This window comes from Exiguobacterium sp. PFWT01 (assembly GCF_018255795.1).
Lineage (GTDB): Bacteria > Bacillota > Bacilli > Exiguobacteriales > Exiguobacteriaceae > Exiguobacterium.
Genome location: NZ_CP073755.1, coordinates 2,074,648 through 2,099,623, shown reverse-complemented (window position 1 = coordinate 2,099,623; position 24,976 = coordinate 2,074,648). Strand labels below are relative to the sequence as shown.

Genomic DNA, 24,976 nt, shown 5'->3' with positions numbered 1-24,976 from the left:
AATCAAGACACCAGATAGAAGTCCCATTAGAACAATATAAACAAGTGTACGTTCTAGTAAAGGATTTGGAGCTTCTGTTATACCGTTGCTATACGATATAATCTCTATCAAAAAAAGCGAGAACAAAGTAAAGAAAACACCTATAAATCCAACTTTATGCATATCATCTCTCCTAATAGTTATTCCCCGACCAGCCCGTCACCGTCTCGGTCGTCCATGTATTGATACAGCCAATGGTCACGCGTGATCGGCATCTCGAACCCGGCGTTCTTTGCTTCTTTTATTGTCACTTGTCCGTTTCCGTCAAGGTCGATATCGGATAATTCCCGTTCCTCGACTGGTTCCGTCGTCACTGCAGGAGGGGAATCATCCGTCAATCCGAGCGATTCGTTCACTTCCTCCGGATCCACGTTATCATACGTATCGGTGACCGTATTGCCCCGTACGGTATACGTGTATTGGTAGCGGGAAGGAATCTGAGTCGTCGTGTTCGGATAGGTGATGATGGCTTCGAAGTCTTTCGCCCCGCCAGCCTTCCGGATGACATCTTCCATGAATGCCTGGTCGCCGTAACGGTTGAGTGCGCTGTTTTGTGGCGTGATGTTATAGGCGTTCGAGACACCGCCAAGTGAATCGGCGATGATATGGCCTTCGTCGAGGTTCGGGTCTTCGACACCCGGAACTTTTGCCTCGTCTGCATAATAGCGTCCTGAAGAATTAACGTCTTCGGTTTCATCGTCTTGAAGTGTGATTTCGTCGGCAATCACACGAACCAGTTGACCATGTTCGTTCGTGAACGCCCAATACTCACGATCGCCGAAGCCGATATCGACGACGACATTCGCTTCACGTGAGCCGGACTGATCGCCGCCATCGACCTCGATCTTCGTATAGCCTTCAAAAAGATCGCCTTCAGATTCAGGGATCTCGGTGGTTTGTTCCTCTTGTAAAGGTTCCTTTTCCACTGTTTCTTCGGTTGACGTCGACGTCGAGACACTCACGTCGGCATCCGTGCAGCCTGAGAGGAATAGCACCCCAAGTAGGAATGGGATGTAAAATGGTATTCTTTTCATCTATATCGCTCCTTATTCGAAGTTACACTATCGTATTTACTATGTAGCTTATAATGATAGCATAAGAAGACGAGATGTGAGCGTCCTCCCTCAAAATGTGCTCGATGGATTCCTCTCATTTGTGGATTCAGAGAGCTTATGCCAAGATTGAAAAAAAGGGGGAAGAACGTATGAACGAAGTGATTGAGACCTTATTGAACCACCGTTCCGTCCGCGATTTTATGGACGAGAAATTGACAGACAAACAGATCCAAACCATCGTCGAGAGCGCACAACGGGCTTCGACGTCGAGCTTTATCCAAGCCTACTCCATCATCGGGGTGACCGATGATGCGAAAAAGAAACGACTTGCCGAGATTGCGGGCAACCAGTCCTATGTCGTCGAGAACGGTCACTTCTTCGTCTTTTGTGCGGATTTGCACCGACATGAAGTGATTGGTGAACTGCAAGAAACAGAAGTGTCCTCAACACTTGAGACTGATGAGAAGTTGCTTGTCGCGGTGATCGACGCTGCACTTGCCTCTCAAAATGCGGCCATAGCGGCAGAGTCGATGGGGCTCGGAATTTGTTATATCGGTGGCATTCGGAACGACCTCTTTGCGGTGAAAGAAGTGCTCGCATTACCGGAACGGGTCATTCCGCTCTTCGGGATGGCCGTCGGTGTACCGGCTACAGTCGAAGATCAAAAGCCAAGACTCCCATTCCATCATGTCTACCATGAAAATACGTATGAAGCGAATCCAGAACGGATGAAACAGTCACTTTCGGATTATGACGCGTTAATCCACGATTACTATATGGTCCGTGGCTCGAACCCGCGTAAAGATACGTGGACTGGTCAAATGGGGCGCATGTTGTCGAAATCGACACGTCTTGACGTCAAAGACTTTTTGAAAGCACAAGGCTATTTGAAGCAATAAGTTAAACCGCCGACAAATTTTTGTCGGCGGTTTTGTCATGTTCAATTTACTTGAGCGTCGAGCCAATTCTTATCGATAGCACCGAATTGTTTCGCGATGATCACACCCGATTCATCGAGCACATACGTCGTCGGCATCGCTTGAATCCGATACGCATCTCCGACTTGGCCGTCACGGTCATAGACGACGGTAAATGCGTCTTCATACGGTTCGACGAACGAGACGGCATCGGCGGGGGCGCGTTCACTCGTCGTCGTGTTGACGGCGACGATGGTCACGTCATCTCGCTCTTTCGCGAACGCCGCCATATCCGGCATCTCCGCCCGACAAGGCGGGCACCAGGACGCCCAAAAGTTGACGACGACGCGCTGACCGCGTAGTGAAGTTAAGTCGAATGTACTCCCATCGGTTCGCTGTAATTCGAACGAAGGGGGAATTTGCCCGATGTTCAAACCGGTCGACGCCGTCTCTGTCGTGACAGATTGTGTCGCTTTCTCTGGCAGGACAGCATTCACGACCGCGAGAACGACCAGGACTCCGACACTAATTTGAATCACTTTCTTTGAAGGGCGGGCGAGATAGACCGTCAATCCGAAGAGGACGAGGGCGATGACAATCATCCACCATTGAATCTGTCCGACCGCATATGACTTAAATAGCCAGATGCCGGATGCACCGCATACTGTCCAAAGAATTTTTCCACGAGTCGGTTCATGCATCCAGCGCCACGTCGTTCCGAGTAGCAGAAAAATGAGCATGGCGCTCCATAGATGAATCGGCTGGTCGGAAAGGTTCAAAATCGTCCCGTATACTGGAACCGCGAGTGTCATCCCGAACCAAATGAGGAGTCCGCTCAGCACCCAATACCCTAAAAGGTTCCGGTCGAGTCGATAGACGAACCAAAGGACGACAGCAGTTGCAATCCATTGAGACCATACGCCTCCTGTGGCGTAAAGAGCGAGCGATAGGTCACGTGTCGTCAACAGACCGATGACGATGGCACTTCCTTTCCAGGCAAGAAAACCATAGAACCATGTCCCGATGACGGCTTCACGCTGTTTACTCGACAACCCGAGAAAGCGGAAGATGCCGTAAAGGACGGTAAGGCTTAGTAAAAAGATGAGTAAATCGAAACGAATGTTGAGTGGACCGATGGCGACCACGTCTTTCCCTCCTAAACAAAAGGCGCCCCTCTCGAAGCGGGCGCCATATTCATAGTCAGTATAGCATTACTTGATTTGTTGAGCGTTCAAGACAGTCTTCATCGCGCCGTAGCCACCGAGGATATTGTGGATATCTTTGTAGCCGAGCGATTGAAGGATACTTGCCGCCATGCGTGAACGGACGCCTGACGCACAATGCACCGCAATCGTTTGGTCTGTCGGAAGACCTTCGTGGTCACGTGCGAGCTTACCGAGCAAGATACGTTCTGCCTTTTCGTAATGGCTCGCGTTCCATTCTGTCGCGTTTCGAACGTCGAGGACGAACACGTCACCTTTTTCAGCAGCTTCAATCGCTTCTTCTGCCGTCACGTCCGTATACGTTTCCGTCAAAAGTGATGCATCGAGTTCTTCGACTGGGACGATGAAGCGAAGACGGTCGAGACCGATTGATTGGAGGTCCGTTTGTACTTGATCGACGTTTTCTGCACTTGCGATAATCGTGATGTCTTTATCGAAGTTGACGAGCCAGCCTGCCCAAGAGACGAACTTGTTGTTGTAAGGGATGTTGATTGTCCCTGGTACGTGACCATTTGCGAAATCTTCCCCTTTACGTGTATCGACGACTTGTGTCTCTTCGACGAGTGTATCGAGCCGGTCCGACCCGACGACTTCAGGACGAGCGATGTCCGTCGTCTCTTGAATGCCTTCTTTGTTTACTTTCTTCATCATGGCGAAGTAGTTCGGCGGTTCTGGTTGATCCGTCGTCAATTCTTTGATGAAGGCATCTTTGTCCGTCATTTGAAGCGCCCAGTTCGTCGCTTTCTCGTAACCGACCGTCGATGTTGGGATCGCACCGAGTGCTTTCCCGCAAGCACTACCGGCGCCGTGTCCTGGCCAGACTTGAACGAAGTCAGGAAGTGCCATGAATTTTTTGAGTGAATCAAACATTTGTTCCGCACCGATTGCCGTCGTTCCTTTCACACCGGCTGCTTCTTCGAGAAGGTCAGGTCGACCGATATCTCCGACGAAGACGAAGTCTCCTGTGAAGATCCCCATCGGTTGTGTCTGGTTGCGGTCATAAAGAAGGAACGAAATATGTTCCGGTGTGTGACCAGGTGTGTGCATGACTTCGAGTGTCACGTTTCCGATCTTGAACGTGTCGCCTTCTTTGACGAGTTGTGCGTCGATTTCTTTCGCGAATGCATACTTCCAAGAAGCATCACCTTCGTCTGATAGATAGGCTTTCGAACCTGTGCGCTTCGCGAGTTCGAGTGAACCGGACACAAAGTCCGCATGGATATGCGTCTCTGCCGTTGCGACGATGTTCATGCCTTCTTTTTTCGCTTCTTGAAGATAAGGCTCGATGTTACGGGCCGGATCGATGACGATCGCTTCTCCCGTCATTTGGCAACCGACCATATATGAAGCTTGTGCTAGTTTCTCATCATAAAAATAACGTAATAGCATATAAATTTCCCCCTATGAGTAAAGTAATCGTTTATTCGACTTCGCCTTGCCAGCTCATCATCCCACCGTCGACGTTCGTGACGTCGAATCCGAGTGAGTCAAGATAAGCAGATGCGTTCATGCTGCGTCCACCGGCTGCGCAAATGACGTGAATCGGTTTAGAGCGATCGAGCTCATCGACTTTTGCCCCGAATTCAGAAAGTGGTACGTTTTTCGCTTGTTTGATGTGACCTCCAGCATATTCATCCACCTCTCGCACATCGATGAGGTTGAGTGAGTCGTCAGCTTGAAGTAACGCTTCTAATTCAGTAGTCGTAATCGTCTTCATGAGTCTGTGATCTCCTTTTCATGGTTAAGGTTTTTGGCAACGAGAATGTTTCGTTGGCTTTAATATACCCCCTGAGGTATAATGAGCGCAAGTGAAAAGAATTGGAGGGGAAAACATGAAGAGAATTTCCTTATTTGTCGGAGTTTTGGCTTTAATAGCGATTTTTATCTTTGTAATCACATCAGGAAAGGATGGAATTAAGAAAATTGACGTTAAAACTCTACAAAAAAAATTGGAAAACGAGGAAATAACGCTCCTAGACGTACGAGAATCGTCTGAATACGAGGGGGGGCATATCGAAGGGGCGGTGAACGCACCACTTTCTTCATTAGATGCAAATCAACTGCCTTATCCGAAAGACGAACCAATCTATGTAATCTGTCGGAGCGGTAACCGAAGTGCCCAGGCGGCTAGTCAATTACAGGATGCCGGCTATACGGAAATCTATGACGTATCAGGCGGGATGATAGCTTGGCAATCGATTGAATAAGTAGAGAAGACGAAAGCAAATGGAGGAGTCTATATGGAGTTCGGGTTTATCATTACAATCTTTCTAATTGGATTTATCGGGTCGTTCATTTCTGGGATGGTCGGGATTGGTGGATCAATCATCAAGTATCCGATGTTGTTATACATTCCACCGATTCTAGGGTTTGCCGCTTTTAGCGCGCACGAAGTATCCGGAATTAGTGCCATTCAAGTGTTCTTTGCGACAATCGGTGGGATTTATGCCTATCGTAAAGGTGGATACTTAAACAAGCAGTTGATTCTTTATATGGGGGTGTCGGTATTAATTGGTAGCTTCATCGGTGGATACGGATCGACGATTTTATCGGAGACGATGATCAATGTCGTATATGCCGTACTCGCAACGATTGCGACAATCATGATGTTCTTGCCGAAGCCGCAAGTAGACGACATGCCACTTGATCAAGTGCAGTTCAACAAAGTGATTGCCGCAAGTTCAGCATTCGTCGTGGGAATTGCGGCAGGGATTGTCGGGGCAGCGGGAGCGTTCATTCTCATGCCAATCATGCTCGTCGTCTTACGCATCCCGACGAAGATGGCGATCGCGAGTTCACTTGCCATCACCTTCATCTCGTCGATTGGGTCGACGTTCGGTAAGATTATCACCGATCAAATCGTTTGGGGTCCGGCCGTCATTATGATTATCGCGAGTCTGATTGCCGCACCGATTGGGGCGAATGTCGGTAAGAACATGAATACGAAAGCCCTGCAATGGATTTTGGCGTTACTCATCTTGGCGAGTACCATCAAAATCTGGAGCGACTTAATCGCCTAAAAAAATCACGACGCCGGAATATTCTGGCGTCGTGATTTTTGCGTTATTTCGTAATGAAATAGTAGAGGAGTCCGAGTCCGATGAACGAGACAGGGAGCAAGATGATGTAGAGCCAAGATACCATCGACCAACTCTTCTTTTGACTGTACGAGGAGCGGTCTTTCCCGAGCCCGACCATGATGGTGAATATGAGAGCAATCAAACAAACGAGCAAGGCTAATCCGATTGTTAGGTACAAAAACATCACACCCTTTACTGACCGTTATAACTTAAGAATAGCTTAAAAGAAGAGCTTGAAAACGTTCTAAATGTTGGGATTTTGTGACCGCGATGATTATTATAAATCACTTTTGAATGTGACTCATATATTCAGACACAGGAGATATTTCAATTCCCAGTGCTTCATCGATAATCGTCAAGGCACTTTCGTGACGTTTTGATGTTTCTGCCGCCACACAATCACGAGGTACATATATATCATAGTCACGCATATATGCATCATTGGCAGAAAAGAGGATACAAATATCCGTCGCGACTCCGGTTAAAATCAATTTCGTCACGTTTAACTGACGAAGTAAAATATCTAACTGAGTTCCAAAGAAAGTGGAGTGCCTTGGTTTTATAATAAAATACTCTTCATCTTCCGGTTCGATTTGCGAGGCAATACGTTCACCCTTAGAAGCTTTTACATACTCAATGATGTCTTCCGTGCTATCTTTCCATTGTCCGAAGTTATCATTACAATAAATGACGGGCAAGTCCAACTCTTTAAAATGCTTTTTAAGCTCGAGAATGGGTTCAACAATCGCTTCCGTATGTTTACGTAGCATGTCGCCACCTTCAAAATCAAAATCATTGAACAAATCAATAATGAGTAATGCCGTCTTAGACATAGAAATACCTCCTTACTATAAAACTCCTATAGCAAAGAGGTACCACTTTTTCATTTGAAGTATGCTTATTCCGCGAACGTTTTACTGCGGAACATAAATGCCGTGATGAGATAGAAGGCGATGATATGAAGGGCGACATAGAAAATCGAGAAGCCCATCGTAGCGTCCATTGCTTTCATAAACTCTGGGTTAACGTCATAGATGGAAAGGTCTGTATGCAAGAAGACAATCCATTTCGCAAGCTCAGGTTTCCAAGCAACGAGAAGGCCGCCGATGATACTTGAGGCGAAGTTCGCGAGTACCGTGAAACCGATGACGACGCCGACCGACTTGAAGACGACCGAGAACATGAGCGTCAAGAAGATGATGAAGATTGGTCCGCTCACACTGATGAGGATCGGACGGACGACATCCCATGTGACAGAGCCATCTAACGTGAGTGAGAACCCGAACGCGACGACTAAGATGAAAATGAATTGAAGCAACATGACGAGGACGGCCATGACGAGCTTCGACAATAAGATGCGGTCGCGAGAGTACGGGCTCATCAACAGGTGTTTCAACGTATCAAATTTCAATTCGTTCCCGACCATCTCTGCCGTAAAGACAATCGTAAAGATACTCAAGAAAGCGATGGCACCCATCGTTGAAAATTCAAAGAACGATGCCGCTTCTGGTGTCCCTTCACCACTGGCTAATACAGCGTATACGATGAGGATGATTGCCGTATACACGCCTAAGGCGACGTAAGGCTTAATCGTCCGACGCCATTTCATCCATTCATTGCTGAGTAATGAACGCATTGTTCGTACCTCCTTCTTTTTTCGTCAATTTTAAGAATTGTTCTTCGAGCGACTCATGTTTCATACCAATCTGATAGACGGCGATATCGCGCTCGATTAATTGTTTCAGTAAGACCGGAATGTCTGTCTCTTGACGCGGTACGATAAACGACTCGGCAGACTGCTGGACGATTTTCACATCATCGAAGGCGAGTGCTGCGACGTCAAGTGCCTCGTTCATCTGCTCCTTGGCAACTTTACAGAGGATGACGCTGTCAGCCTTCGTCTGTCCGTCTTCCACTGACTTGATTTGTCCTTGGTCAATGATTGCGAAACGGTCGGTGATCAATTCCATCTCGCTCAATAAATGGCTCGAGATAAGGATGGCGATTCCGCGGTGGTCCGCAAGATGGCGTAAGTAATTCCGAAGGTCGGCGATCCCGGCTGGGTCAAGACCGTTCGTCGGCTCATCTAAGATGAGCACTTTTGGGTTATGCAACAAGGCACGGGCAATCCCGAGGCGCTGTTTCATCCCGAGTGAGTACTGTTTGACTTTCATATCGAGCTTTCCGTCGAGTCCGACGAGGGCACCGAGTGCATTCAAGTCGACTTTTTTCAAGTTCGGAATCAAGTTCATCGCATGAATCAAGTTTTCCCGGCCCGTCATGTACGGATAGAATGCAGGATTCTCGACGATGGCCCCGATTCGGCTGAGCGCTTCTTGGCGGTTGTTCGCCACGTCATACCCATCGACTGTCACGGTCCCGTGCGTCGCAGGCATGAGGCCTGTGATGATTCGAATGGTTGTCGTCTTCCCGGCGCCGTTCGGTCCGAGGAATCCGAAAATTTCTCCTGGAACGACGTCAAAGCTGACATTTGTCAATACCGTTGCTTTCCCCATCTTTTTATGGATATTTTGTACGGATAACATGTGGTCACCTAGCTTTCTGTTAAGAGTAATAGTGTAATGCCTACACTCCCTATTACGGGGCTGTTTGAAATAAGGTTTCATCTTTTTTTGAAATTGTTGAAACAAATATATCAAGACACAATTTATCGATAAGCAAAACTTATTGAAATAGTATGGACGAATTGTGAATTTGTAAGGGTCTTTCTGCGACGAAAGGTGTAGTATGAAGTTGAGCGTAAGAGGCAAGATTTGGTTTTGTTCACCAGGGTAGGAGAAAGGTGAACTGCTTCGGGCTACATGTTAAAATGAAAGCGTTCACAGATTGGACGTTTAGGAATGGATAAGGGGGATTTATTCAATGGGAGAGTCGTCGAATGTTCACGAGAAATCGCAAGCATTTTATGGTCCTAACTTAGGCTACATCATTGAACTGTATGAACAATATTTGGAAGACCCATCATCGGTCGATGAAGAAACGCGTCGATATTTTGACGAATTTGGGGCACCGGAAACGTCGTCACCGACAGAAGTGCCGGTCTCGGGTCCATCGTTTGATTTAGAGAAGGTCGTCTCGGCGACGCGGCTCATCAACGATATCCGCGCTTTCGGTCATAAAGCAGCTGATATTTATCCACTAAAAGATCACCCGCGCGAGCAGGAACTATTCGAACTGTCACGTTATGATTTGACAGAAGAAGACTTAAAACAAATTCCGGCCCGCCTTTTATCAGACGATGCACCAAAACCAAACGCGAGCGCCTTAGAACTATTCCGTCACTTGCTTGACGTGTATACAGGAACGGTCGCCATCGAACTCCGTCATTTAGATGACATGGAAGAGAAGAAGTGGATTCGTCGTCAAGTCGAACAAGGGGCGTTACAGCAAACCTTCTCGAAAGAAGAAAAAATTGAGTTATTCAAACGTTTGGCTGAAACAGAACTGTTTGAATCATTCCTTCATAAAACATACGTCGGACAAAAACGCTTCTCGATCGAAGGATTGGATGCGATGGTGCCACTTCTCGATGCGATGGTCGGAGGCCTCATTTCGAGTGGTTCGGAACATATCAACATCGGGATGGCCCACCGTGGACGTTTGAACGTACTTGCCCATGTTCTCGGCAAACCATACGAAATGATTTTTGCGGAGTTCCAACACGCACCGAACAAAGAATTGATTCCATCTGAAGGGTCAATCGGCATCAACTTCGGTTGGTCAGGCGATGTGAAATATCACCTCGGTCTTGACCGGAAAGTGGTCGATCAGCAAAAAGAAGTCCGTCTCAACTTGGCGAACAACCCGAGTCACCTCGAGTTCGTCGGGTCGGTCGTCGAAGGATACACGCGTGCCGCACAAGATGACCGTTCTGAAAAAGGATCGGCTGTACAGCACGACGATTTGGCAGCCTCAATCTTGATCCACGGAGATGCGGCCTTCCCAGGACAAGGCATCGTCGCGGAGACACTCAACATGACGAACTTGACGGGTTACCGTACAGGTGGGACAGTTCACGTCATCGCCAACAACACAATCGGTTTCACAACGGACCCGAACGATTCACGGTCGACGCGTTACGCAAGTGATATCGCCAAAGGCTACGAGATTCCGGTCTTCCATGTGAATGCGGATGATCCGGAGGCATGTGTTGCCGTCGCGAAGTTGATCAGTGAGTATCGTGCCAAGTTCCATAAAGATATCTTGGTCGACTTGATCGGGTACCGTCGTTACGGTCACAATGAAATGGACGAACCGATGAACACGAACCCGGTCCTTTACAAAGCCATCAAAGGACACCAGTCTGTCCGTCACGTCTATGCCGCACGACTTGAGGAAGAAGGCGTCATGACGAAAGATGAGAAGGCGCAAATCGAACAAAAAATCGAACAGGCCTTGAAGGCGGCACGTGATCTTGTTCCTTCTGAAGAAGAGGATGCAGACATCGTGTTACCGGATGCGGTCCATAAAGGATTCCCGAAAGTCGACACGAGCGTCGAACGAGAATTCCTCACGCAATTGAATGAAGAGTTATTGAACTGGCCGGAAGGCTTTGGTGTCTTCCATAAGCTTCAAAAAGTACTCGACCGTCGCCGTGACGCGTTCAGCGAAGGTGGGAAAATTGACTGGGGTCATGCGGAGACGCTCGCCTTCGCGTCAATTCTTTCAGATGGTACGCCGGTCCGCTTGAGCGGTCAAGATTCAGAGCGCGGAACGTTCGCCCAACGGAACATCATGTTGAACGATGTCGAGTCAGGTAAGAAATTCTCGCCACTCCATGAGTTGTCGACGGCGAAAGCATCGTTCTCGGTCTATAACAGCCCGCTCTCAGAAGGTTCGGTACTTGGATTTGAATATGGCTACAACGTATTCGCACAAGATACACTCGTCTTGTGGGAAGCACAATACGGTGACTTCGCGAACTCGGCACAAGTCATGTTCGACCAGTTCATCTCGGCGGGACGCGCGAAATGGGGTCAAAAATCAGGCCTCGTCATGCTCTTGCCGCACGGTTACGAAGGACAAGGGCCGGAGCACTCGAGTGCACGTATGGAACGTTACTTGACACTTGCCGGGGAGAAAAACTGGACAGTCGCAAACCTTTCGTCTGCGGCACAGTATTTCCATATTCTTCGTCGTCAAGCAGAGATGCTCGGGAAAGAAGAGATTCGTCCGATGATCATCATGACACCGAAGAGTCTGCTTCGTCATCCGCTCGCCACGTCACCAGTCGAGGCGTTCACGGAAGAGAGCTTCAAGCCGATCGTCGAACAGCCAGGTCTCGGGGAGAACACAGAGAAAGTCGAACGTCTTGTTTTCTGTACAGGGAAAATGGCAATCGACCTCGCGGAAGCGGTCGGTAAGTCAGAAGAGTCACTCGACTTCTTGCATATCGTCCGTGTCGAAGAAATTTACCCGTTCCCGGTTCGTGAGATTCGTGATGTCATCAGCCGTTATCCGAACGCGCGTGAAATCGTCTGGGTTCAAGAAGAACCGAAAAACATGGGGGCTTGGACATATATCGAGCCTCGTTTAGAAGCGGTCACAACGAACCGACTCGATGTCCGTTATATCGGCCGCCGCCGTCGTTCGAGTCCGGCTGAAGGGAATCCGACAGCTCATAAACAAGAACAAGCACGCATCATCCGTGAAGCACTCTCTCGTGACGTCGTCTCGAGCGGTGCAGGCACGAGCACATATCAAAAAGATCGTAAATAAGTTAAGGGGGAACTCATTGTGATCGAAATCAAAGTACCGGAGTTAGCAGAGTCCATTACGGAAGGAACGGTCGCGACATGGCTCAAACAGCCAGGCGACCAAGTCGAAAAAGGGGAAGCCATCGTCGAGCTCGAGACAGATAAAGTCAATATCGAAGTCCCGGCTGACGAAGCGGGTGTGTTAGAAGAACAACTTGCCGGAGAAGGGGACACGGTTCAAGTCGGTGAAGTCATCGCACGTCTCGGTTCAGGTTCAGGTGGTGGTACGGCTGTCGCGACGAAGACGAAGACGGAAAACGCGACTGAAACGAAGACAGAAGCACCGACTGAGAAAAAGACGGAGTCTGTCGAGGAAGGCAAGAAAGTTGAGAAACGTGAAGAGCACGTTGCGAGCCCTGGTAAAGGACCAATCGCGACACCGGCTGCACGTAAACTCGCTCGTGAGAAAGGCATTGATCTCTCAGCCGTTCAAACGAATGATCCAATCGGGCGCATCAACGTCCATGATGTATCGAGACATGAAGAGAAACCGGCTGTGAAAGAGCAGAAGCCAGCGGCAGCAGCTCCGGCACCACAACCGGCTGCAAATGGAAAAGAAGAAGAGCGCATCAAAATGACACGTCGCCGTCAGACGATCGCGAACCGTCTCGTCGAAGTGCAACAGACAGCAGCGATGCTCACGACGTTCAATGAAATCGACATGTCTGCGGTCATGGCACTTCGTAAACGTCGCCAAGAGAAATTCGTAAAAGATAACGATGTCAAACTCGGCTTCATGTCATTCTTCACGAAAGCAGCAGTGGCGGCTCTCAAGCGGATGCCTTACTTGAACGCTGAAATCCAAGGCAACGAAATCGTCTTGAAGAAATATTATGATATCGGGATTGCCGTTTCGGCTCCAGATGGTCTCGTCGTTCCGGTCGTCCGTGAAGCGGACCGCAAAAACTTCGGGGAGATCGAGAAAGATATCCTTCACCTCGCGGACAAAGCGCGTAACAACAAGCTCGGGTTGAGTGATTTGACAGGTGGTACGTTCACGATCACAAACGGTGGCGTGTTCGGTTCACTCCTCTCAACACCAATCTTGAACGGACCGCAAGTCGCTATCCTTGGGATGCACTCGATTCAACTCCGTCCAGTCGCAATCGATGCGGATACAATGGAGAACCGTCCAATGATGTATGTGGCACTCTCGTATGATCACCGAATCGTAGATGGTCGTGAGGCTGTGACATTCCTCAAGCACATTAAAGACATGATTGAAGATCCAGAACAATTATTGTTCGAAGCGTAAGAAGAGGAAGTACTCGCTCCTATTTTAGGGGCGGGTGCTTTTTTACGTCAGGTTTTAGAAATACCCTTATTATAGGTTTTTTGTTGAGTAAAAATATATATGATGGAAATCAACGAGAAAAGAGAATCTCGTCGATGCAATGCATTTGATGATCCATCAAAAAATCTTGGCGACAGAAAAAGCGGGTGCCATCCCGATGACGCATGACAATCTGAAAGAGGTTCGTGACTATTTGGAGTTGTTGCGTGACAAGAATAAAATCAAAAACGATGACTATCTTCAACTCGGTGGTATCATTGAACGCTGGGAACAAGCCATCTTTAATGAGATTGATAAAGAGCAGGACGTTTTGTTAGATGAGATGTATGCTGCCGTCGGATTCTCGAACGGACTGGCGACACGTGCGGAAGAAGAGTTGTTCATCTTGAATAACTTCGGGGGAGAATACGTGTATACGCTGGACTTAGAACCGATGCTAGAAGAGGAAGAGCAGAAGGAAGACGTGAATACGAATACGGAAGAATAAGCAAAAGGAGTTCATCACGAACTCCTTTTTGTATGTAGAAACGACGTCACGAAAGCGACTCATGGAAAGAAAGTTGATGTTTCCCTTTCGCTTTTGACCGATATAACGCGTCGTCCGCTTGTTCGATGGCAATGTGTGGTGGTTCCGGTGGACTCCAAATGGACGCCCCGATACTAGCCCCGACTTTCACCGATGCGATGTCTAGCGTAATCGGTTTAGAAATTGTGTCGATGAGTGTGTTTCCAACCTCCCGAATTTGTTGGGTCGAACGCTCAGTCCTTGGGAACATGAGGAAGAACTCGTCTCCGCTCAATCGGACGGGATAGGCCTCCTCGATGGGCAGAGTCCGTAACCGTTGTGCGACCTCGACCAATACCTCGTCCCCGACCCCATGACCATATGTATCATTCACCGCCTTGAAGCCATCGAGGTCGAGATAAAAGAAGACGTACGGTTCTTTCGAGGTGTTTAGTTGATTCAGCTGTTCACGTAGGGCGACCCGATTTGAAAGACCGGTCAGTGCGTCACGGTTTGCTAGTTTTTCAAAGTGTACCCGTTCCGACTCGGACTCCGTAAGGGAGGTGACGAGCGATTCGAGCGCGAACGCGAGCGATTCAATCTCTTCGATTCCTGATTGATGGGGGAACGTGTTCGCTTTCCCTTGTTCCATGAGCGAAGCCGTTTCGGTGATTCGCTTCAACGGTCTCGTCACGATCGAAGCGAGTAGCCAACCGAGCACAGCCGTCACAAGTGAGGCCAATAAACCGATCCATAGAATTCTTGTTTCAAGCGTCTCGACCGGCGCAAACGCGACTGCCGTCGGCTGACGGACGACGACCCGCCAACCGAGTCCAGGATATTCATCATACCCTTCTCCAATCGACATACCCGTCAGATAGTCTTGACCTTCTTCCCATTCTTTCACGGAGGCTCCTTCTGTAAAAGATACAGGGAGTGGTTTTCCGACCATGTCGTCTGGACCGAGGAGCACAATACTGTCTCGTCCACTGACGACGAATAAATCCGTGTCATCGACTTGTTCATGGAGCGTTCGATTGAAATGTTCGAGCACTTCTTTCCCCCAGGTCCAGCTTAAATGAGTGGCCAGCACCCCTTGAAACGAGCCGCCCTGAAATAGCGGGACACTGATATCGACGAATTGAAGGGGTTCCCCCGTCGGATTCGGCAATAATTCAGCTAAGAGGACCGCCTCGTGGACATCTCCGATGAAGGGGGCGTCTTGTGCTTCGAGATAAACCGGTCGTTCGGCAATCGAGGCTCCCTCGAGAATCCCGTTCGTCGAAGCGACGACGGTACCGGCCGCATCCGTGACGCCCATCCAGGAGAAGGCGGGGATGTTCGTCTGGACTTGATTGAGGAGTCGACGTGTTTCATCTTGGTCCTCTAAATCGAGACCCTGTAAGAGTTGGACTTCTTGATAGCGAGACCACATATAAAAATCGAGCTTGTCCGCCAACTGATGCGATGTCGTCGACAGGCGTTCCCCGATTTCTTTCTCGAGCGCGTCAGATGCCCGGTGACTGATGAGGGAAGTGAGTGCGATTGTCAGTAAAAAGACGAGCGTGGCAATGCTGAGCGCCAAAATGAGTCCGAGGCGCATCGTAAAAGACTTGATCATGCGTAAATAAACCTCCTAAAGCTTGAAGTGAACTACTCGCCACTTATTTGCTTCACAAATTGAAGTGGGAGCTTCTTGGGAAGACCGTGCTCTTACCAACCACGGTTATGGACCAAGCTCGTCGGGCAGTCCCTGCCCTGAATGGTTGTCAGTCGGCTAACATCAATAGGTTGATGCTCGCATTGATGTCACGGTCATGATGCGCGCCACAGGCACACGTCCATTCACGGACATCCACCGTCTTCTTCTCGCCTTTTACTCCGCAAGTGGAACAGATCTGGGTCGATGCGAACCAAGGGTCTGCCTTGATGAGTGTCCGTCCGTAGAAGTTTGATTTATACTCGAGTTGACGGACGAACTCGTACCAACTGACGTCCCCGATGGACTTGGCGAGCTTATGGTTTTGGATCATATCCTTCGACTTCAATGTCTCCACGACGATGACTTGGTTCTCGTCAACGATCCGTCTCGACAGTTTGTGAAGGAAGTCCTGGCGTTGGTTGGCGATCTTTTCGTGTTTCTTTGCCAGAAGTAATTTTGCTTTTTCACGATTCTTGCTCCCGATCTTCTTGCGTGACAAAGCGCGCTGCGCCTTCTTGACCTTCGCTTCGGATTGTCGGAGAAAGCGAGGGTTGTCGATCTTCTCCGAGACCATCGCGTCGTTCGTCATGACGGCGAAATGTTTTAGGCCGAGATCGATCCCGACCTTGTTCTCGGCTGGAATCCATGGTGCATCGTCCTGTTCGACGAGGAGGGAGACAAAGAACTTGCCCGTCCTCGTCATCGAGACCGTCGCCGACCGGATGACGCCCTCGAACGGACGATGTTGGGTGAACCGCACGAACCCGACCTTCGGCAGTCGGACCTTGCCCGCCTCGATGCGGATCGTGCCATGCTGGTTGTTCGTCGTGTAGGAGGCGCGCGACCGCCGTCTCGATTTGAACACCGGGAAGCCGCCCGTCCCGGCGAAGAACTTCGCGAACGCGGTGTCGAGGTTCAGCTTCGCGTTCGCGAGCGCGAGGCTGTCCGCCTCGGCGAGGAAGGGGAACAGGGGCTTGTAGGATGCGGGTGTCGCCGGTTTCCGTCTCGTCACGATCCCCACTTTCGCCTCCTCGCGGATGGCGATGCGGTCCTCGAGCAGCTTGTTGTAGATGAACCGGGCGCAGCCGATCGTCCGAACCAGGAACTCGGCCTGTACAGGCGTCGGGTGGAGCCTGTATTTGTAGCCTTTCAGCATGTCCGTCCCTCCTCCCTCTAGCAGATCGTGATGTGTCTTCCTCATCCGATACCCGCGAAGTGGGATGGAAAATCTGACAGAATCACGAACTTTTGTTCGTCCTATCTGTCACAAGGGGAAAAGATGTTTGGACCGGACGATTCATCTCCCACCTACGCCGGGCTTCGCCCCGAGACGCTTAGAGGAGGGAGAATTCTCGCCTACTTTTGTTAAAGAGAATTATGAAAAACGAGTCGATATCATGATAGGAAGAAGAGCTTCCGCTATAATGAAAGACGAGTCGAAAATAGATAGAGGTGAAGAGAATGAAAAAGAATCAATTGTTGGTCATCTTGACCATCGTCGCGGTCGCATTAATCGCATTGGTGTTCGTCTTACTCAACCAAGATGAGTCGACGACAGCTGAGCGTGGCGATCACGTCTCGATTGAAGGACAACCGACACTCGGAAACTCGGACGCAAAAGTATCGGTCGTCGAGTTCGGAGATTACAAGTGTCCTTCGTGTAAACAGTGGGGTGAAACGATTTACCCGCAACTGAAAGCGGATTATCTCGACAAGGAAGACGTCAGCTTCAGCTATATTAACGTTTTGTTCCACGGACAAGAATCAATCTTGGCATCCCTCGCTTCCGAGTCGGTATACGAGCAAGACCCTGAGTCGTTCTGGAAGTTCCATAAGGCGCTCTACGATGCGCAACCGGAATCACAACAACACGACAATGCATGGGTGACGGTCGAGAAGCTGAAAGAAATCGCAGGCGAAACGACATCGGTCGACTTGGCGAAGTTTGAGCAAGACCTTGGGGAAGAATCGACCGTGCTTGAAAAAGTCAGTACGGACGATGGTCTTGTAAAAGAGAACGGTGTTCAATTCACGCCGTCTATCATGATCAACGGTGTGATGCTCGAAGACCCGTTCGATTACGAAAAAATCCAAGAGCTGATCGAGCAGGATTTGTAAGATGAAATCATTTCTCGAAAAGTATGGGTTATACCTCGCTTGGCTCGTCTCGTTGACGGCGACGCTCGGCAGTCTCTACTTCAGTGAGATCCGGGAGTTCGTGCCATGTGAGCTATGTTGGATTCAACGTATCTTTATGTATCCGCTGACCATCCTCTTGGGGATTGCCGTCTTCACGGACGATCGGGCGGTTCGGAAATATGTGTTACCGCTTACTATCATAGGCGGTTTCGTATCACTTTACCATTACTTGGTACAGAAAGTCCCAGGTTTTGCAGAAATTCAACCTTGTGCACAAGGAGTTCCGTGTAGCGGTCAATACATTAACTGGCTCGGGTTCATCACAATCCCGTTCCTCGCATTGACGGCTTTCACGCTCATCACGATCCTCATGTGGAACGTCAAAAAGCGATAAGGAGTTGGCATGTGTGAAGAAATGGTGGATGATTGGTTTGACGACGATGCTCATCGTCCTAGCAGGATGCGGTCAAGAGATTGAGGACCCGCTCAACTGGGAAGTCGAGTCGTTCGAATATATGAATCAAGATGAAGAAATGGTCAGTCTTGACGATCTAAAAGGGAAAGTGTGGATGGCGGATTTCGTTTTCACTAGCTGTGAGACAGTCTGTCCACCGATGACATACAATATGACAAAGCTGAATGAAGCGCTTGAAAAAGAAGGCGTCGAAGACGTGCAATTCGTTTCCTTCAGCGTCGACCCGACGGTGGACACTCCGGAGAAAATGAAGGAGTTTATGAGTGGCTATGACCTTGCGAAAGCAGATTGGCAGTTCCTCTCAGGCTACTCGCAAGACGAGATTGAAACGTTTGCCCAACAGAACTTCAAGGCGCTCGTCCGGAAGCCTGACGAAGGCACACAAGTCGACCACGGCACGTATTTCTATTTGGTCGACCAGGAAGGAAAAATCATCAAGGCGTATCCAGGTTTCCAAAACGTTCCGACCGAAGACATCATCAACGACATTAAAATCTTGCAAAAATCTTAACCGAAGACCTGCTCCACCAAACACGGGTGGGCAGGTCTTTTTGGTTTAAGAGACCTGCTATAATGGAGAGACTAGAATACCTCAACTAAGACCACGCCATTTTTTGACAGATAGGCGAATCGACATACTTTCTCGTATAGAAACGGAGAAGGCGCGCTATAATCAATTCAACGAACTATTAGAAAAGAGGATCTACATGAAAAAGACGATGTTGCTCTCATTGGTCGGAATGGCGGCTGTCACCGGAACGATTCTGACACAGTACAAACCACTCGGACGAAAGCCGAAAACGCTTCAATCTCCGAACCGGATCAATGGAAAGTTCCGTAATCAATATGAGACACCGATGAACTTCTCTGCGCAAGACATGGTGTCGATGGCGCGCGACTATCGTGATGTGACCTCACTTCGTAAGCCTACCGAACGTCTTCCGATCGTGCCAATCGATTTTGAGGAGAAGACGGGCTCGAGCTTCACAAGAATCTATTGGCTCGGTCATTCGGCGCTCATGGTACAAATGGACGGGAAGACGATGCTCGTCGATCCGATGTTTGGACGTAGCCCATCCCCACTCCCGTTCGCTAAAAACGAACGCTTCAGTGAAGACTTGCCGTTCGAACTCGAGGACTTGCCCGAAATCGATGTCGTCTTATTGACGCATGACCATTACGATCATCTCGATTATGGAACGATTCTTGCCATCAAAGACAAGGTCGCCATGTTCATCGTACCGCTCGGGGTAGGGAGTCATTTGAAACGATGGGGTGTCGGGGCAGAACGAATCGTAGAACGGGATTGGGGCGAGTCGTATGCGTTCGGGTCGTGGACATTCGTCTGTACGCCGGCGCGTCACTTCTCCGGTCGCTCGTTGACGGACCGCAACAGCACACTCTGGGCATCATGGGTCGTCCTCGGTGAGACGGACCGACTCTTCTTCAGTGGAGATAGTGGCTACGCTCCGCATTTCAAGATGATTGGCGAACAGTACGGACCGTTTGATTTCGCCGCACTTGAATGCGGACAATATGACGTGCGCTGGCCAGACGTCCATATGCAACCGGAAGAGACCGCGCAAGCGTTTCACGATTTACGGGCCGACCAAATGATGCCGATCCATTGGGGGGCGTTCACGCTGTCGTTCCACGATTGGTTCGACCCAGCGGAACAGATGTCGTCTCTCTTACCGAAAGAAGTCGTCCTCACTCCGAAGATTGGAGAGCGGATCACGCTCGACGGTCGGAATGATACGACGACGTGGTGGCGAGAGCTCGAAGACGCAAACAAGCGATGACCTCGGTCACCGCTTGTTTTTTTGTTAGGAAGACATCTTCTCTGTAGCATCTTCTTCGATATGCAGTTTGTGTTTACGCGTATAGACGAGGAACGCGGCTGTCATCGTAATCGAACTGATTCCGAACAAGACGACCATGAGCTGAAGTCCAATCAAGTCGAGGAAGAATCCTGTCACGAGAAGGACGACTTGGAAGATAATCCGGTCGAGCATGTTTCGGAACGAGAAGAAACGACCATGATATTCTTTTGGCATCCGTGTCTGGAAAATCGTGACCGCCGTCGGGAAGAAACATCCGACCGAGAAGCCGAAGAGAACGAACGCAGCGATGGACATGAACGGGATATCCGCAAAATAGAGCATCAGTTGGGCGACACCGATTAAAAACGAGAACGAGAATAAGATTGAGAACGCCGAGAATTTTTCGCCGATGCGTTTGATCATGAAGGCACCTGTCATGAAGGCGAGTCCTTCTGCCGTATAAATCCATCCTTTAATCGCCGTCGAATCTTGCAGCTCACTGATGTTGATGACGAGCAAGTTGAACCCTCCGATGAAGAGGAGTGGGATGAGCGTCATGACGAGCGTCATGAAGATGACTGGGATCGATTTGATGATCGGGAAGACGTCTTTGAAACCACTCGACGCTTTCGCATCGACCTTTTTCGCCGACGGTGTCTTCGATTCATCGAGTTTCAAGAAGAGTGTCGCGACCGCTAGCAACAGATAGGCGACGAGCGAGAGCGCGTAGACGTTACGGAGCGAGATCAATGTCAAAAGGACACCGGCAATCGCCGTCCCGATGACACGCGACAACGTCGAAACGTTCATATGGACGCCATTCAAGGCGAGGAGCTCCCGTTCTTTCACAATGAGCGGAATCGCTGCCTGCAAGGCAGGGAAATAAAAAGCGGCCGACCCTTGTAAGATGATTAAAAAGACGACCATCCACACGACCGAATTCGTCTCGATGGCGACGAACATGAAGAGTACGCTGAGCGCCCGGACGATGCTCGAGATGAGCATGATGTTTTTCTTAGAACCTTGGTCGGTCATGCGACCCGCGAGCGGACCGATTGCGACCCCGGCAAGTAAGCCGATGGCGAGAATGACCGCCTTCACAAAGTCAGAGGGGACGCGGTCCTGCATAAATTCCAAGTTCCCGATGATGCCGAGCCATAGACCAAGACCGGCGACGAATTCGCCCGTCAAGATAATCCAGACGTTCCGATTTTTCCACATAGATGTAGTCCTCGATTCTTATATGCTAATCACTATTATCAAGTAGTAGGGTGAAGAATACCACAAAAAAGAAGCCGAACGTCGGCTTCTTCATCAATCAAAAATCAAATATCACAGTTGTCGTCGGTGCACGTCGCACCGTTCGAAAGGACTTGGATCGTCGGATTGTTCTCAGACCAGACTTTTTCGAGCACTTGCGTGAACGCTTCCGTCGGCTGAGCACCAGATACCCCATATTTGTTGTCGAATACGAAGAACGGGACACCCGTGATGCCGAGGTCGCTTGCGCGCTTCTCTTCGGCACGGACGTCTTCCGTATACACGTCAGTCGTCAAGACGTCACGCACCGCGTCACGATCGAGTCCGACGCTTGTCGCGATTTCAAGCAGCACATCGTGATTCCCGATGTGTTTCGCGTCGACGAAGTACGCCTGAAGCAATGCTTCCGACAATTCTTTTTCTTTCCCGACCGTTTTTGCGTAATGTGTCAAACGATGCGAGTCGAGCGTACCCGTCACGACCATGTTCTCAAAATCGTAATCGAGTCCGACTTCACGGGCCTGTGCAGCGACTTGTGCTGTCGTTCCTTTTGCCTGTTCGATCGGCATCCGATATTTCGTTGCGAGTGCCTCATAGATGGTACGTGAATCATTCGTCGGGGCGTTCGGGTCGAGTTCGAAACTCTTGAATTCGACTTCCACTTGGTCTGCCTGTGGGAACTGTTCGAGCGCCTCTTCTAGACGACGCTTACCGATATAACAAAACGGGCAGACATAATCTGACCATACTTCAATTTTCATGATGAATCCCTCCTGTCCTTAGTGTAAGAAATCTTGAATTCAAAGTACAGGAAACGGCTCATGAAAAAAAGCCCTCCACGAGGAGGACTTAAAAGACGTACCAGAACACACAGACGAAGTGGGCGAAGCTTCCGAATAAGATGAACAGATGGAACACCTCATGGAAGCCCCATCCGCGCCAGTTGACGAATTTTGGCTTGAACCCGTAAATGAGTCCACCAATCGTATACATGACGCCCCCGAGGACGAGCCAGAAGATGCCGGCGTTGCCAATCACTTCATGGAGCGGTCCGATAAAGAAGACGGACAGCCAGCCCATGCCGATATAGAGCGCGGTCGACAAGAAACGCGGGGCATGGAACCAGACGAGTTTGAAGATAATGCCGAACAAGGCGAGTGCGTGTACGGTACCGAAGAGGACCCACCGCGTCGGTCCTTCGAGCGCGAGTAACGTGAGCGGTGCGTATGTACCCGCAATCAATGCGTAAATCATCGCATGATCGATTCTCCGGAAGAAAGCGATGACGTTCGGCGAGGCGATGATGCTATGGTAAAGACCTGACGATAAGTAAAGAAAGACGAGGCTGATCCCGAATAGAATCGCGGCCATAATCGCAAGTGGCGAGCCGAGTAACGAGGCTTTAACGACCATCGCGATGAGGGCGATGAAAGCCAGGACTGCACCGGCAAGATGGGTCAGTGCGTTGATGGGTTCACGGAAAATCGAATGCATGTAAAACACTCCTTATCACATCATGTAGTATCGATAACTACATGATATACTGAAGAGGAACAAACAGCAAGGTGTACCTTTCGACAAATGGAAGTTTTCTTTATACTTAGGAAGTGAGGTGAGGTAGATGAAAGCGAAGGACATTACCGAAACAGAAGGCACACTCCCGCGGGACGTGCTACCGACCATCGATTTATACATGGATCAGGTCATCCAGCTGTTCGAGCAGCATTATGGGAAGATGAAGCGAAACGAGGATGAGACCATTTTGACGAAGACGATGATCAACAACTATGCCAAGGGCAAGTTGTTTCATCCAGTCAAAAATAAAAAGTATACAAATGAACATCTGATGTTACTCAGTTTGATTTATGAGATGAAAGGTCTCTTGTCGATCAGTGATATTAAGGAGACGCTCCGTCCGTTGAACGAGTCGGATGAGACGTTCTCACTTGAAGACTTCTACGAGGCCTATCAGGCTCAGAAAGTGAAGAATCTAGAAGCGTTCGAAGCACAGGCGGACAAGCTATTAAGTACATCGCTCGAAAAAGAGAGCGGTGTCAAGCGAACGCTCGCCATCGCATCTGCCGTTCATATGAGCCACTTGTATCAGCGGTTGGCCGAACAATTGATCGATGAGAACTAAAACAACTCCTCCGCAGACAAATCGTCTGCGGAGGAGTTGTTTTTTAATTGTTGATATATTTCTCGTAAACCGTACCGAAGTCTTTACGGTTCCATTCATAATAGTGACGTTGTAGCCAATCGAACGATTGCTCGTTCAATTCCTTGAACGTGTTCGGCACGTTCATGTCACCTTCACGGAGTCCGCTCAAGATAGAGACGGAGTGAGTCAATGATGTGTTCGCATACTCCATCATGCGACGGCCTTCCCGCTGAATCTCTTCAATCGCAAGGAGTGCCTTGTACAAATCTTTCACGTGCTCGATTTGCTTCTTGTTGATATCGATCGAGTATGGCTTGTCGCCGATTGTGAATTTGACTTCGACATCGAGGTCGACGGTGCCGGCCGTCTCGAACATGACGTGCTTAATCGGATAGTGTGCGTAAGGGTAACGATACAGAACTCGTTTCGAACTCATCGCACTCGTTCCATCAAGGTGAATCATGCCTAAGTTTGTAAAGCAGTATTCATCCGATTTTGATTTGATCAAGAAGTAGATCTTTTCGTTATCCTCATGGAGGACGTAATCATCCGAGTCCGCCTTATCGAAATCGGACGGGTCGATCACCTCACCGATGTCGCTGAAGCCAGTCAAATCAGAAGCCAGTTTTTTGAACATGTCATTCACTCCTCAGTAATGGATTTTATGCATCTCTTTCGGGTCGGACCCGGTCCGCTCGTCACGATTGAGCGCATCGATGGCCGCCATCTCTTCTTTCGTCAATGTGAAGTCGAATACCTGTATATTTTCTTTGATTCGACTCGGTGTGACGGATTTTGGGATGACGGCGACGCCGTTCTGTAAGTGCCAGCGCAAGATGACTTGGGCCGGCGACTTTCCGTGAACGTTCGCAATCTTGACAATCGTCTCATCTTCGAGCGCTTCGCGTCCTTTCATGAGTGGACTCCACGCTTGAATCTGGATGTCATATCGTTTGCAGAATGCAATCAGTTCTTTCTGAGACAAATATGGATGGATCTCGACCTGGTTCACGGCCGGGACGATTGAGCAAGATTGAATGATTTGTTCCAAATGCTCGATCTCAAAGTTCGAGACGCCGATTGCTCGGACGCGTCCTTCTTCATACAACTGTTCGAGTGCTTTGTACGTTTCGACGAATTTACCGAAACGGGGCATCGGCCAGTGGATGAGGAACAAGTCGACATACTCGAGACCGAGCCGGTCAAGACTATCCTGGAACGCTTGGAGCGCCTCATCAAATCCGTGGAACTCGTTCCAAAGCTTTGTCGTCACAAAGACGTCCTCTCGTGGGATACCTGCTTCACGAAGCGCTTGTCCGACACTCTCTTCATTTTGATAAATCGCAGCCGTATCGATCAATCGATAGTCTGCATCGAGCGCAGCTTTGACCGTATCGACCGTCACCGCGCCATCTTCGACCTTATAGACACCGAGCCCGAGCATCGGCATCTTGACGTCATTATTCAACGTCGTCCATTCCATAAAAAATCCCTCCCTCTCATCTATAACGTTACCGAAATTTTGG

General features: G+C 49.3%; 26 protein-coding genes. 11 read left to right on the top strand and 15 right to left on the bottom strand.

Annotation, left to right across the window (positions count from 1 at the left end):
- Window positions 1-179: 179 nt before the first annotated feature.
- On the bottom strand, window positions 180-1,073 hold the full coding sequence (locus tag KD909_RS10830) for a DNA/RNA non-specific endonuclease (RefSeq protein WP_211781567.1): 894 nt from the start codon (window positions 1,071-1,073) through the stop codon (window positions 180-182).
- Between the two features lie 170 nt (window positions 1,074-1,243).
- Between KD909_RS10830 and nfsA the strand changes: the two genes are divergently transcribed.
- Entirely contained in the window at window positions 1,244-1,993 is a 750-nt protein-coding gene (nfsA, locus tag KD909_RS10825; protein ID WP_211781566.1) for an oxygen-insensitive NADPH nitroreductase, read from the top strand.
- 41 nt (window positions 1,994-2,034) lie between these two features.
- Here the strand turns inward: nfsA and KD909_RS10820 are convergent, their stop codons facing one another.
- The 3 genes from KD909_RS10820 to KD909_RS10810 all read right to left on the bottom strand — a co-directional run bounded on the left by KD909_RS10820 (window position 2,035) and on the right by KD909_RS10810 (window position 4,951).
- Window positions 2,035-3,156, bottom strand: coding sequence for a TlpA family protein disulfide reductase (locus tag KD909_RS10820; RefSeq protein ID WP_211781565.1), 1,122 nt, complete (start codon window positions 3,154-3,156; stop codon window positions 2,035-2,037).
- A gap of 66 nt (window positions 3,157-3,222) precedes the next feature.
- Window positions 3,223-4,623: an MBL fold metallo-hydrolase gene (locus KD909_RS10815; RefSeq protein ID WP_211781564.1), complete on the bottom strand. Its 1,401-nt coding sequence runs from the start codon at window positions 4,621-4,623 to the stop codon at window positions 3,223-3,225.
- Window positions 4,624-4,654: 31 nt separating this feature from the next.
- A complete protein-coding gene (locus tag KD909_RS10810; protein ID WP_015881009.1) occupies window positions 4,655-4,951 on the bottom strand; it encodes a rhodanese-like domain-containing protein in 297 nt (98 codons plus the stop codon).
- A 115-nt stretch (window positions 4,952-5,066) separates the two neighbouring features.
- Between KD909_RS10810 and KD909_RS10805 the strand changes: the two genes are divergently transcribed.
- Together KD909_RS10805 and KD909_RS10800 are read left to right on the top strand one after the other, a co-directional pair.
- Window positions 5,067-5,441 carry a rhodanese-like domain-containing protein gene (locus KD909_RS10805; protein WP_211781563.1) on the top strand — a complete coding sequence of 125 codons (375 nt, stop codon included), beginning with the start codon at window positions 5,067-5,069 and terminating at the stop codon, window positions 5,439-5,441.
- A gap of 33 nt (window positions 5,442-5,474) precedes the next feature.
- Window positions 5,475-6,254, top strand: a complete 780-nt coding sequence (locus tag KD909_RS10800; protein ID WP_015881011.1) for a sulfite exporter TauE/SafE family protein — start codon at window positions 5,475-5,477, stop codon at window positions 6,252-6,254.
- A gap of 43 nt (window positions 6,255-6,297) precedes the next feature.
- Here the strand turns inward: KD909_RS10800 and KD909_RS10795 are convergent, their stop codons facing one another.
- From KD909_RS10795 to KD909_RS10780, 4 genes are all read right to left on the bottom strand, one after another.
- Window positions 6,298-6,498, bottom strand: coding sequence for a hypothetical protein (locus tag KD909_RS10795; RefSeq protein WP_211781562.1), 201 nt, complete (start codon window positions 6,496-6,498; stop codon window positions 6,298-6,300).
- A gap of 100 nt (window positions 6,499-6,598) precedes the next feature.
- Window positions 6,599-7,147 carry a cysteine hydrolase family protein gene (locus KD909_RS10790; RefSeq protein ID WP_211781561.1) on the bottom strand — a complete coding sequence of 183 codons (549 nt, stop codon included), beginning with the start codon at window positions 7,145-7,147 and terminating at the stop codon, window positions 6,599-6,601.
- Window positions 7,148-7,212: 65 nt separating this feature from the next.
- A complete protein-coding gene (locus KD909_RS10785) occupies window positions 7,213-7,950 on the bottom strand; it encodes a DUF2705 family protein (RefSeq protein WP_031421269.1) in 738 nt (245 codons plus the stop codon).
- Entirely contained in the window at window positions 7,928-8,860 is a 933-nt protein-coding gene (locus KD909_RS10780; protein ID WP_211781560.1) for an ABC transporter ATP-binding protein, read from the bottom strand. The genes KD909_RS10785 and KD909_RS10780 overlap by 23 nt, the downstream gene beginning before the upstream one ends.
- 337 nt (window positions 8,861-9,197) lie before the next feature.
- Here KD909_RS10780 and KD909_RS10775 point away from each other — a divergent pair, with 337 nt between their 5' ends.
- The 3 genes from KD909_RS10775 to KD909_RS10765 all read left to right on the top strand — a co-directional run bounded on the left by KD909_RS10775 (window position 9,198) and on the right by KD909_RS10765 (window position 13,872).
- Window positions 9,198-12,053 (top strand): 2-oxoglutarate dehydrogenase E1 component, encoded by a 2,856-nt coding sequence (locus tag KD909_RS10775; RefSeq protein ID WP_211781559.1) that lies wholly within the window; start codon window positions 9,198-9,200, stop codon window positions 12,051-12,053.
- A gap of 18 nt (window positions 12,054-12,071) precedes the next feature.
- Window positions 12,072-13,346, top strand: coding sequence for a 2-oxoglutarate dehydrogenase complex dihydrolipoyllysine-residue succinyltransferase (gene odhB, locus KD909_RS10770; RefSeq protein WP_211781558.1), 1,275 nt, complete (start codon window positions 12,072-12,074; stop codon window positions 13,344-13,346).
- Between the two features lie 139 nt (window positions 13,347-13,485).
- On the top strand, window positions 13,486-13,872 hold the full coding sequence (locus tag KD909_RS10765) for a DUF6241 domain-containing protein (RefSeq protein ID WP_211781557.1): 387 nt from the start codon (window positions 13,486-13,488) through the stop codon (window positions 13,870-13,872).
- A 46-nt stretch (window positions 13,873-13,918) separates the two neighbouring features.
- Here the strand turns inward: KD909_RS10765 and KD909_RS10760 are convergent, their stop codons facing one another.
- On the bottom strand, window positions 13,919-15,511 hold the full coding sequence (locus KD909_RS10760) for a sensor domain-containing diguanylate cyclase (RefSeq protein ID WP_211781556.1): 1,593 nt from the start codon (window positions 15,509-15,511) through the stop codon (window positions 13,919-13,921).
- Between the two features lie 148 nt (window positions 15,512-15,659).
- Window positions 15,660-16,748, bottom strand: coding sequence for an IS200/IS605 family element RNA-guided endonuclease TnpB (tnpB, locus tag KD909_RS10755; protein ID WP_211781555.1), 1,089 nt, complete (start codon window positions 16,746-16,748; stop codon window positions 15,660-15,662).
- A gap of 305 nt (window positions 16,749-17,053) precedes the next feature.
- On the opposite strand from tnpB, the gene KD909_RS10750 reads away from it, so the two are divergent.
- The 4 genes from KD909_RS10750 (at window position 17,054) to KD909_RS10735 (ending at window position 20,008) form a co-directional block, all read left to right on the top strand.
- Entirely contained in the window at window positions 17,054-17,710 is a 657-nt protein-coding gene (locus tag KD909_RS10750) for a DsbA family protein (RefSeq protein WP_211781554.1), read from the top strand.
- Between the two features lies 1 nt (window position 17,711).
- A complete protein-coding gene (locus KD909_RS10745; protein ID WP_047795569.1) occupies window positions 17,712-18,125 on the top strand; it encodes a disulfide oxidoreductase in 414 nt (137 codons plus the stop codon).
- A gap of 28 nt (window positions 18,126-18,153) precedes the next feature.
- Complete coding sequence (locus KD909_RS10740) at window positions 18,154-18,717, top strand: SCO family protein (RefSeq protein WP_211782893.1); 564 nt, start codon at window positions 18,154-18,156, stop codon at window positions 18,715-18,717.
- Window positions 18,718-18,913: 196 nt separating this feature from the next.
- Entirely contained in the window at window positions 18,914-20,008 is a 1,095-nt protein-coding gene (locus KD909_RS10735) for an MBL fold metallo-hydrolase (RefSeq protein ID WP_211781553.1), read from the top strand.
- 24 nt (window positions 20,009-20,032) lie between these two features.
- Here the strand turns inward: KD909_RS10735 and KD909_RS10730 are convergent, their stop codons facing one another.
- From KD909_RS10730 to KD909_RS10720, 3 genes are all read right to left on the bottom strand, one after another.
- Window positions 20,033-21,250, bottom strand: a complete 1,218-nt coding sequence (locus KD909_RS10730) for an MFS transporter (RefSeq protein ID WP_211781552.1) — start codon at window positions 21,248-21,250, stop codon at window positions 20,033-20,035.
- 104 nt (window positions 21,251-21,354) lie between these two features.
- Complete coding sequence (locus KD909_RS10725; protein WP_211781551.1) at window positions 21,355-22,050, bottom strand: DsbA family oxidoreductase; 696 nt, start codon at window positions 22,048-22,050, stop codon at window positions 21,355-21,357.
- An 88-nt stretch (window positions 22,051-22,138) separates the two neighbouring features.
- Complete coding sequence (locus KD909_RS10720; protein WP_211781550.1) at window positions 22,139-22,783, bottom strand: PAQR family membrane homeostasis protein TrhA; 645 nt, start codon at window positions 22,781-22,783, stop codon at window positions 22,139-22,141.
- 127 nt (window positions 22,784-22,910) lie between these two features.
- Between KD909_RS10720 and KD909_RS10715 the strand changes: the two genes are divergently transcribed.
- Window positions 22,911-23,429: a DUF1836 domain-containing protein gene (locus KD909_RS10715; RefSeq protein ID WP_211781549.1), complete on the top strand. Its 519-nt coding sequence runs from the start codon at window positions 22,911-22,913 to the stop codon at window positions 23,427-23,429.
- 43 nt (window positions 23,430-23,472) lie between these two features.
- Here KD909_RS10715 and KD909_RS10710 read toward each other — a convergent pair whose 3' ends face one another.
- Complete coding sequence (locus KD909_RS10710; protein ID WP_211781548.1) at window positions 23,473-24,087, bottom strand: PH domain-containing protein; 615 nt, start codon at window positions 24,085-24,087, stop codon at window positions 23,473-23,475.
- Window positions 24,088-24,099: 12 nt separating this feature from the next.
- Window positions 24,100-24,933, bottom strand: a complete 834-nt coding sequence (locus KD909_RS10705; protein WP_211781547.1) for an aldo/keto reductase — start codon at window positions 24,931-24,933, stop codon at window positions 24,100-24,102.
- Window positions 24,934-24,976: the final 43 nt, after the last annotated feature.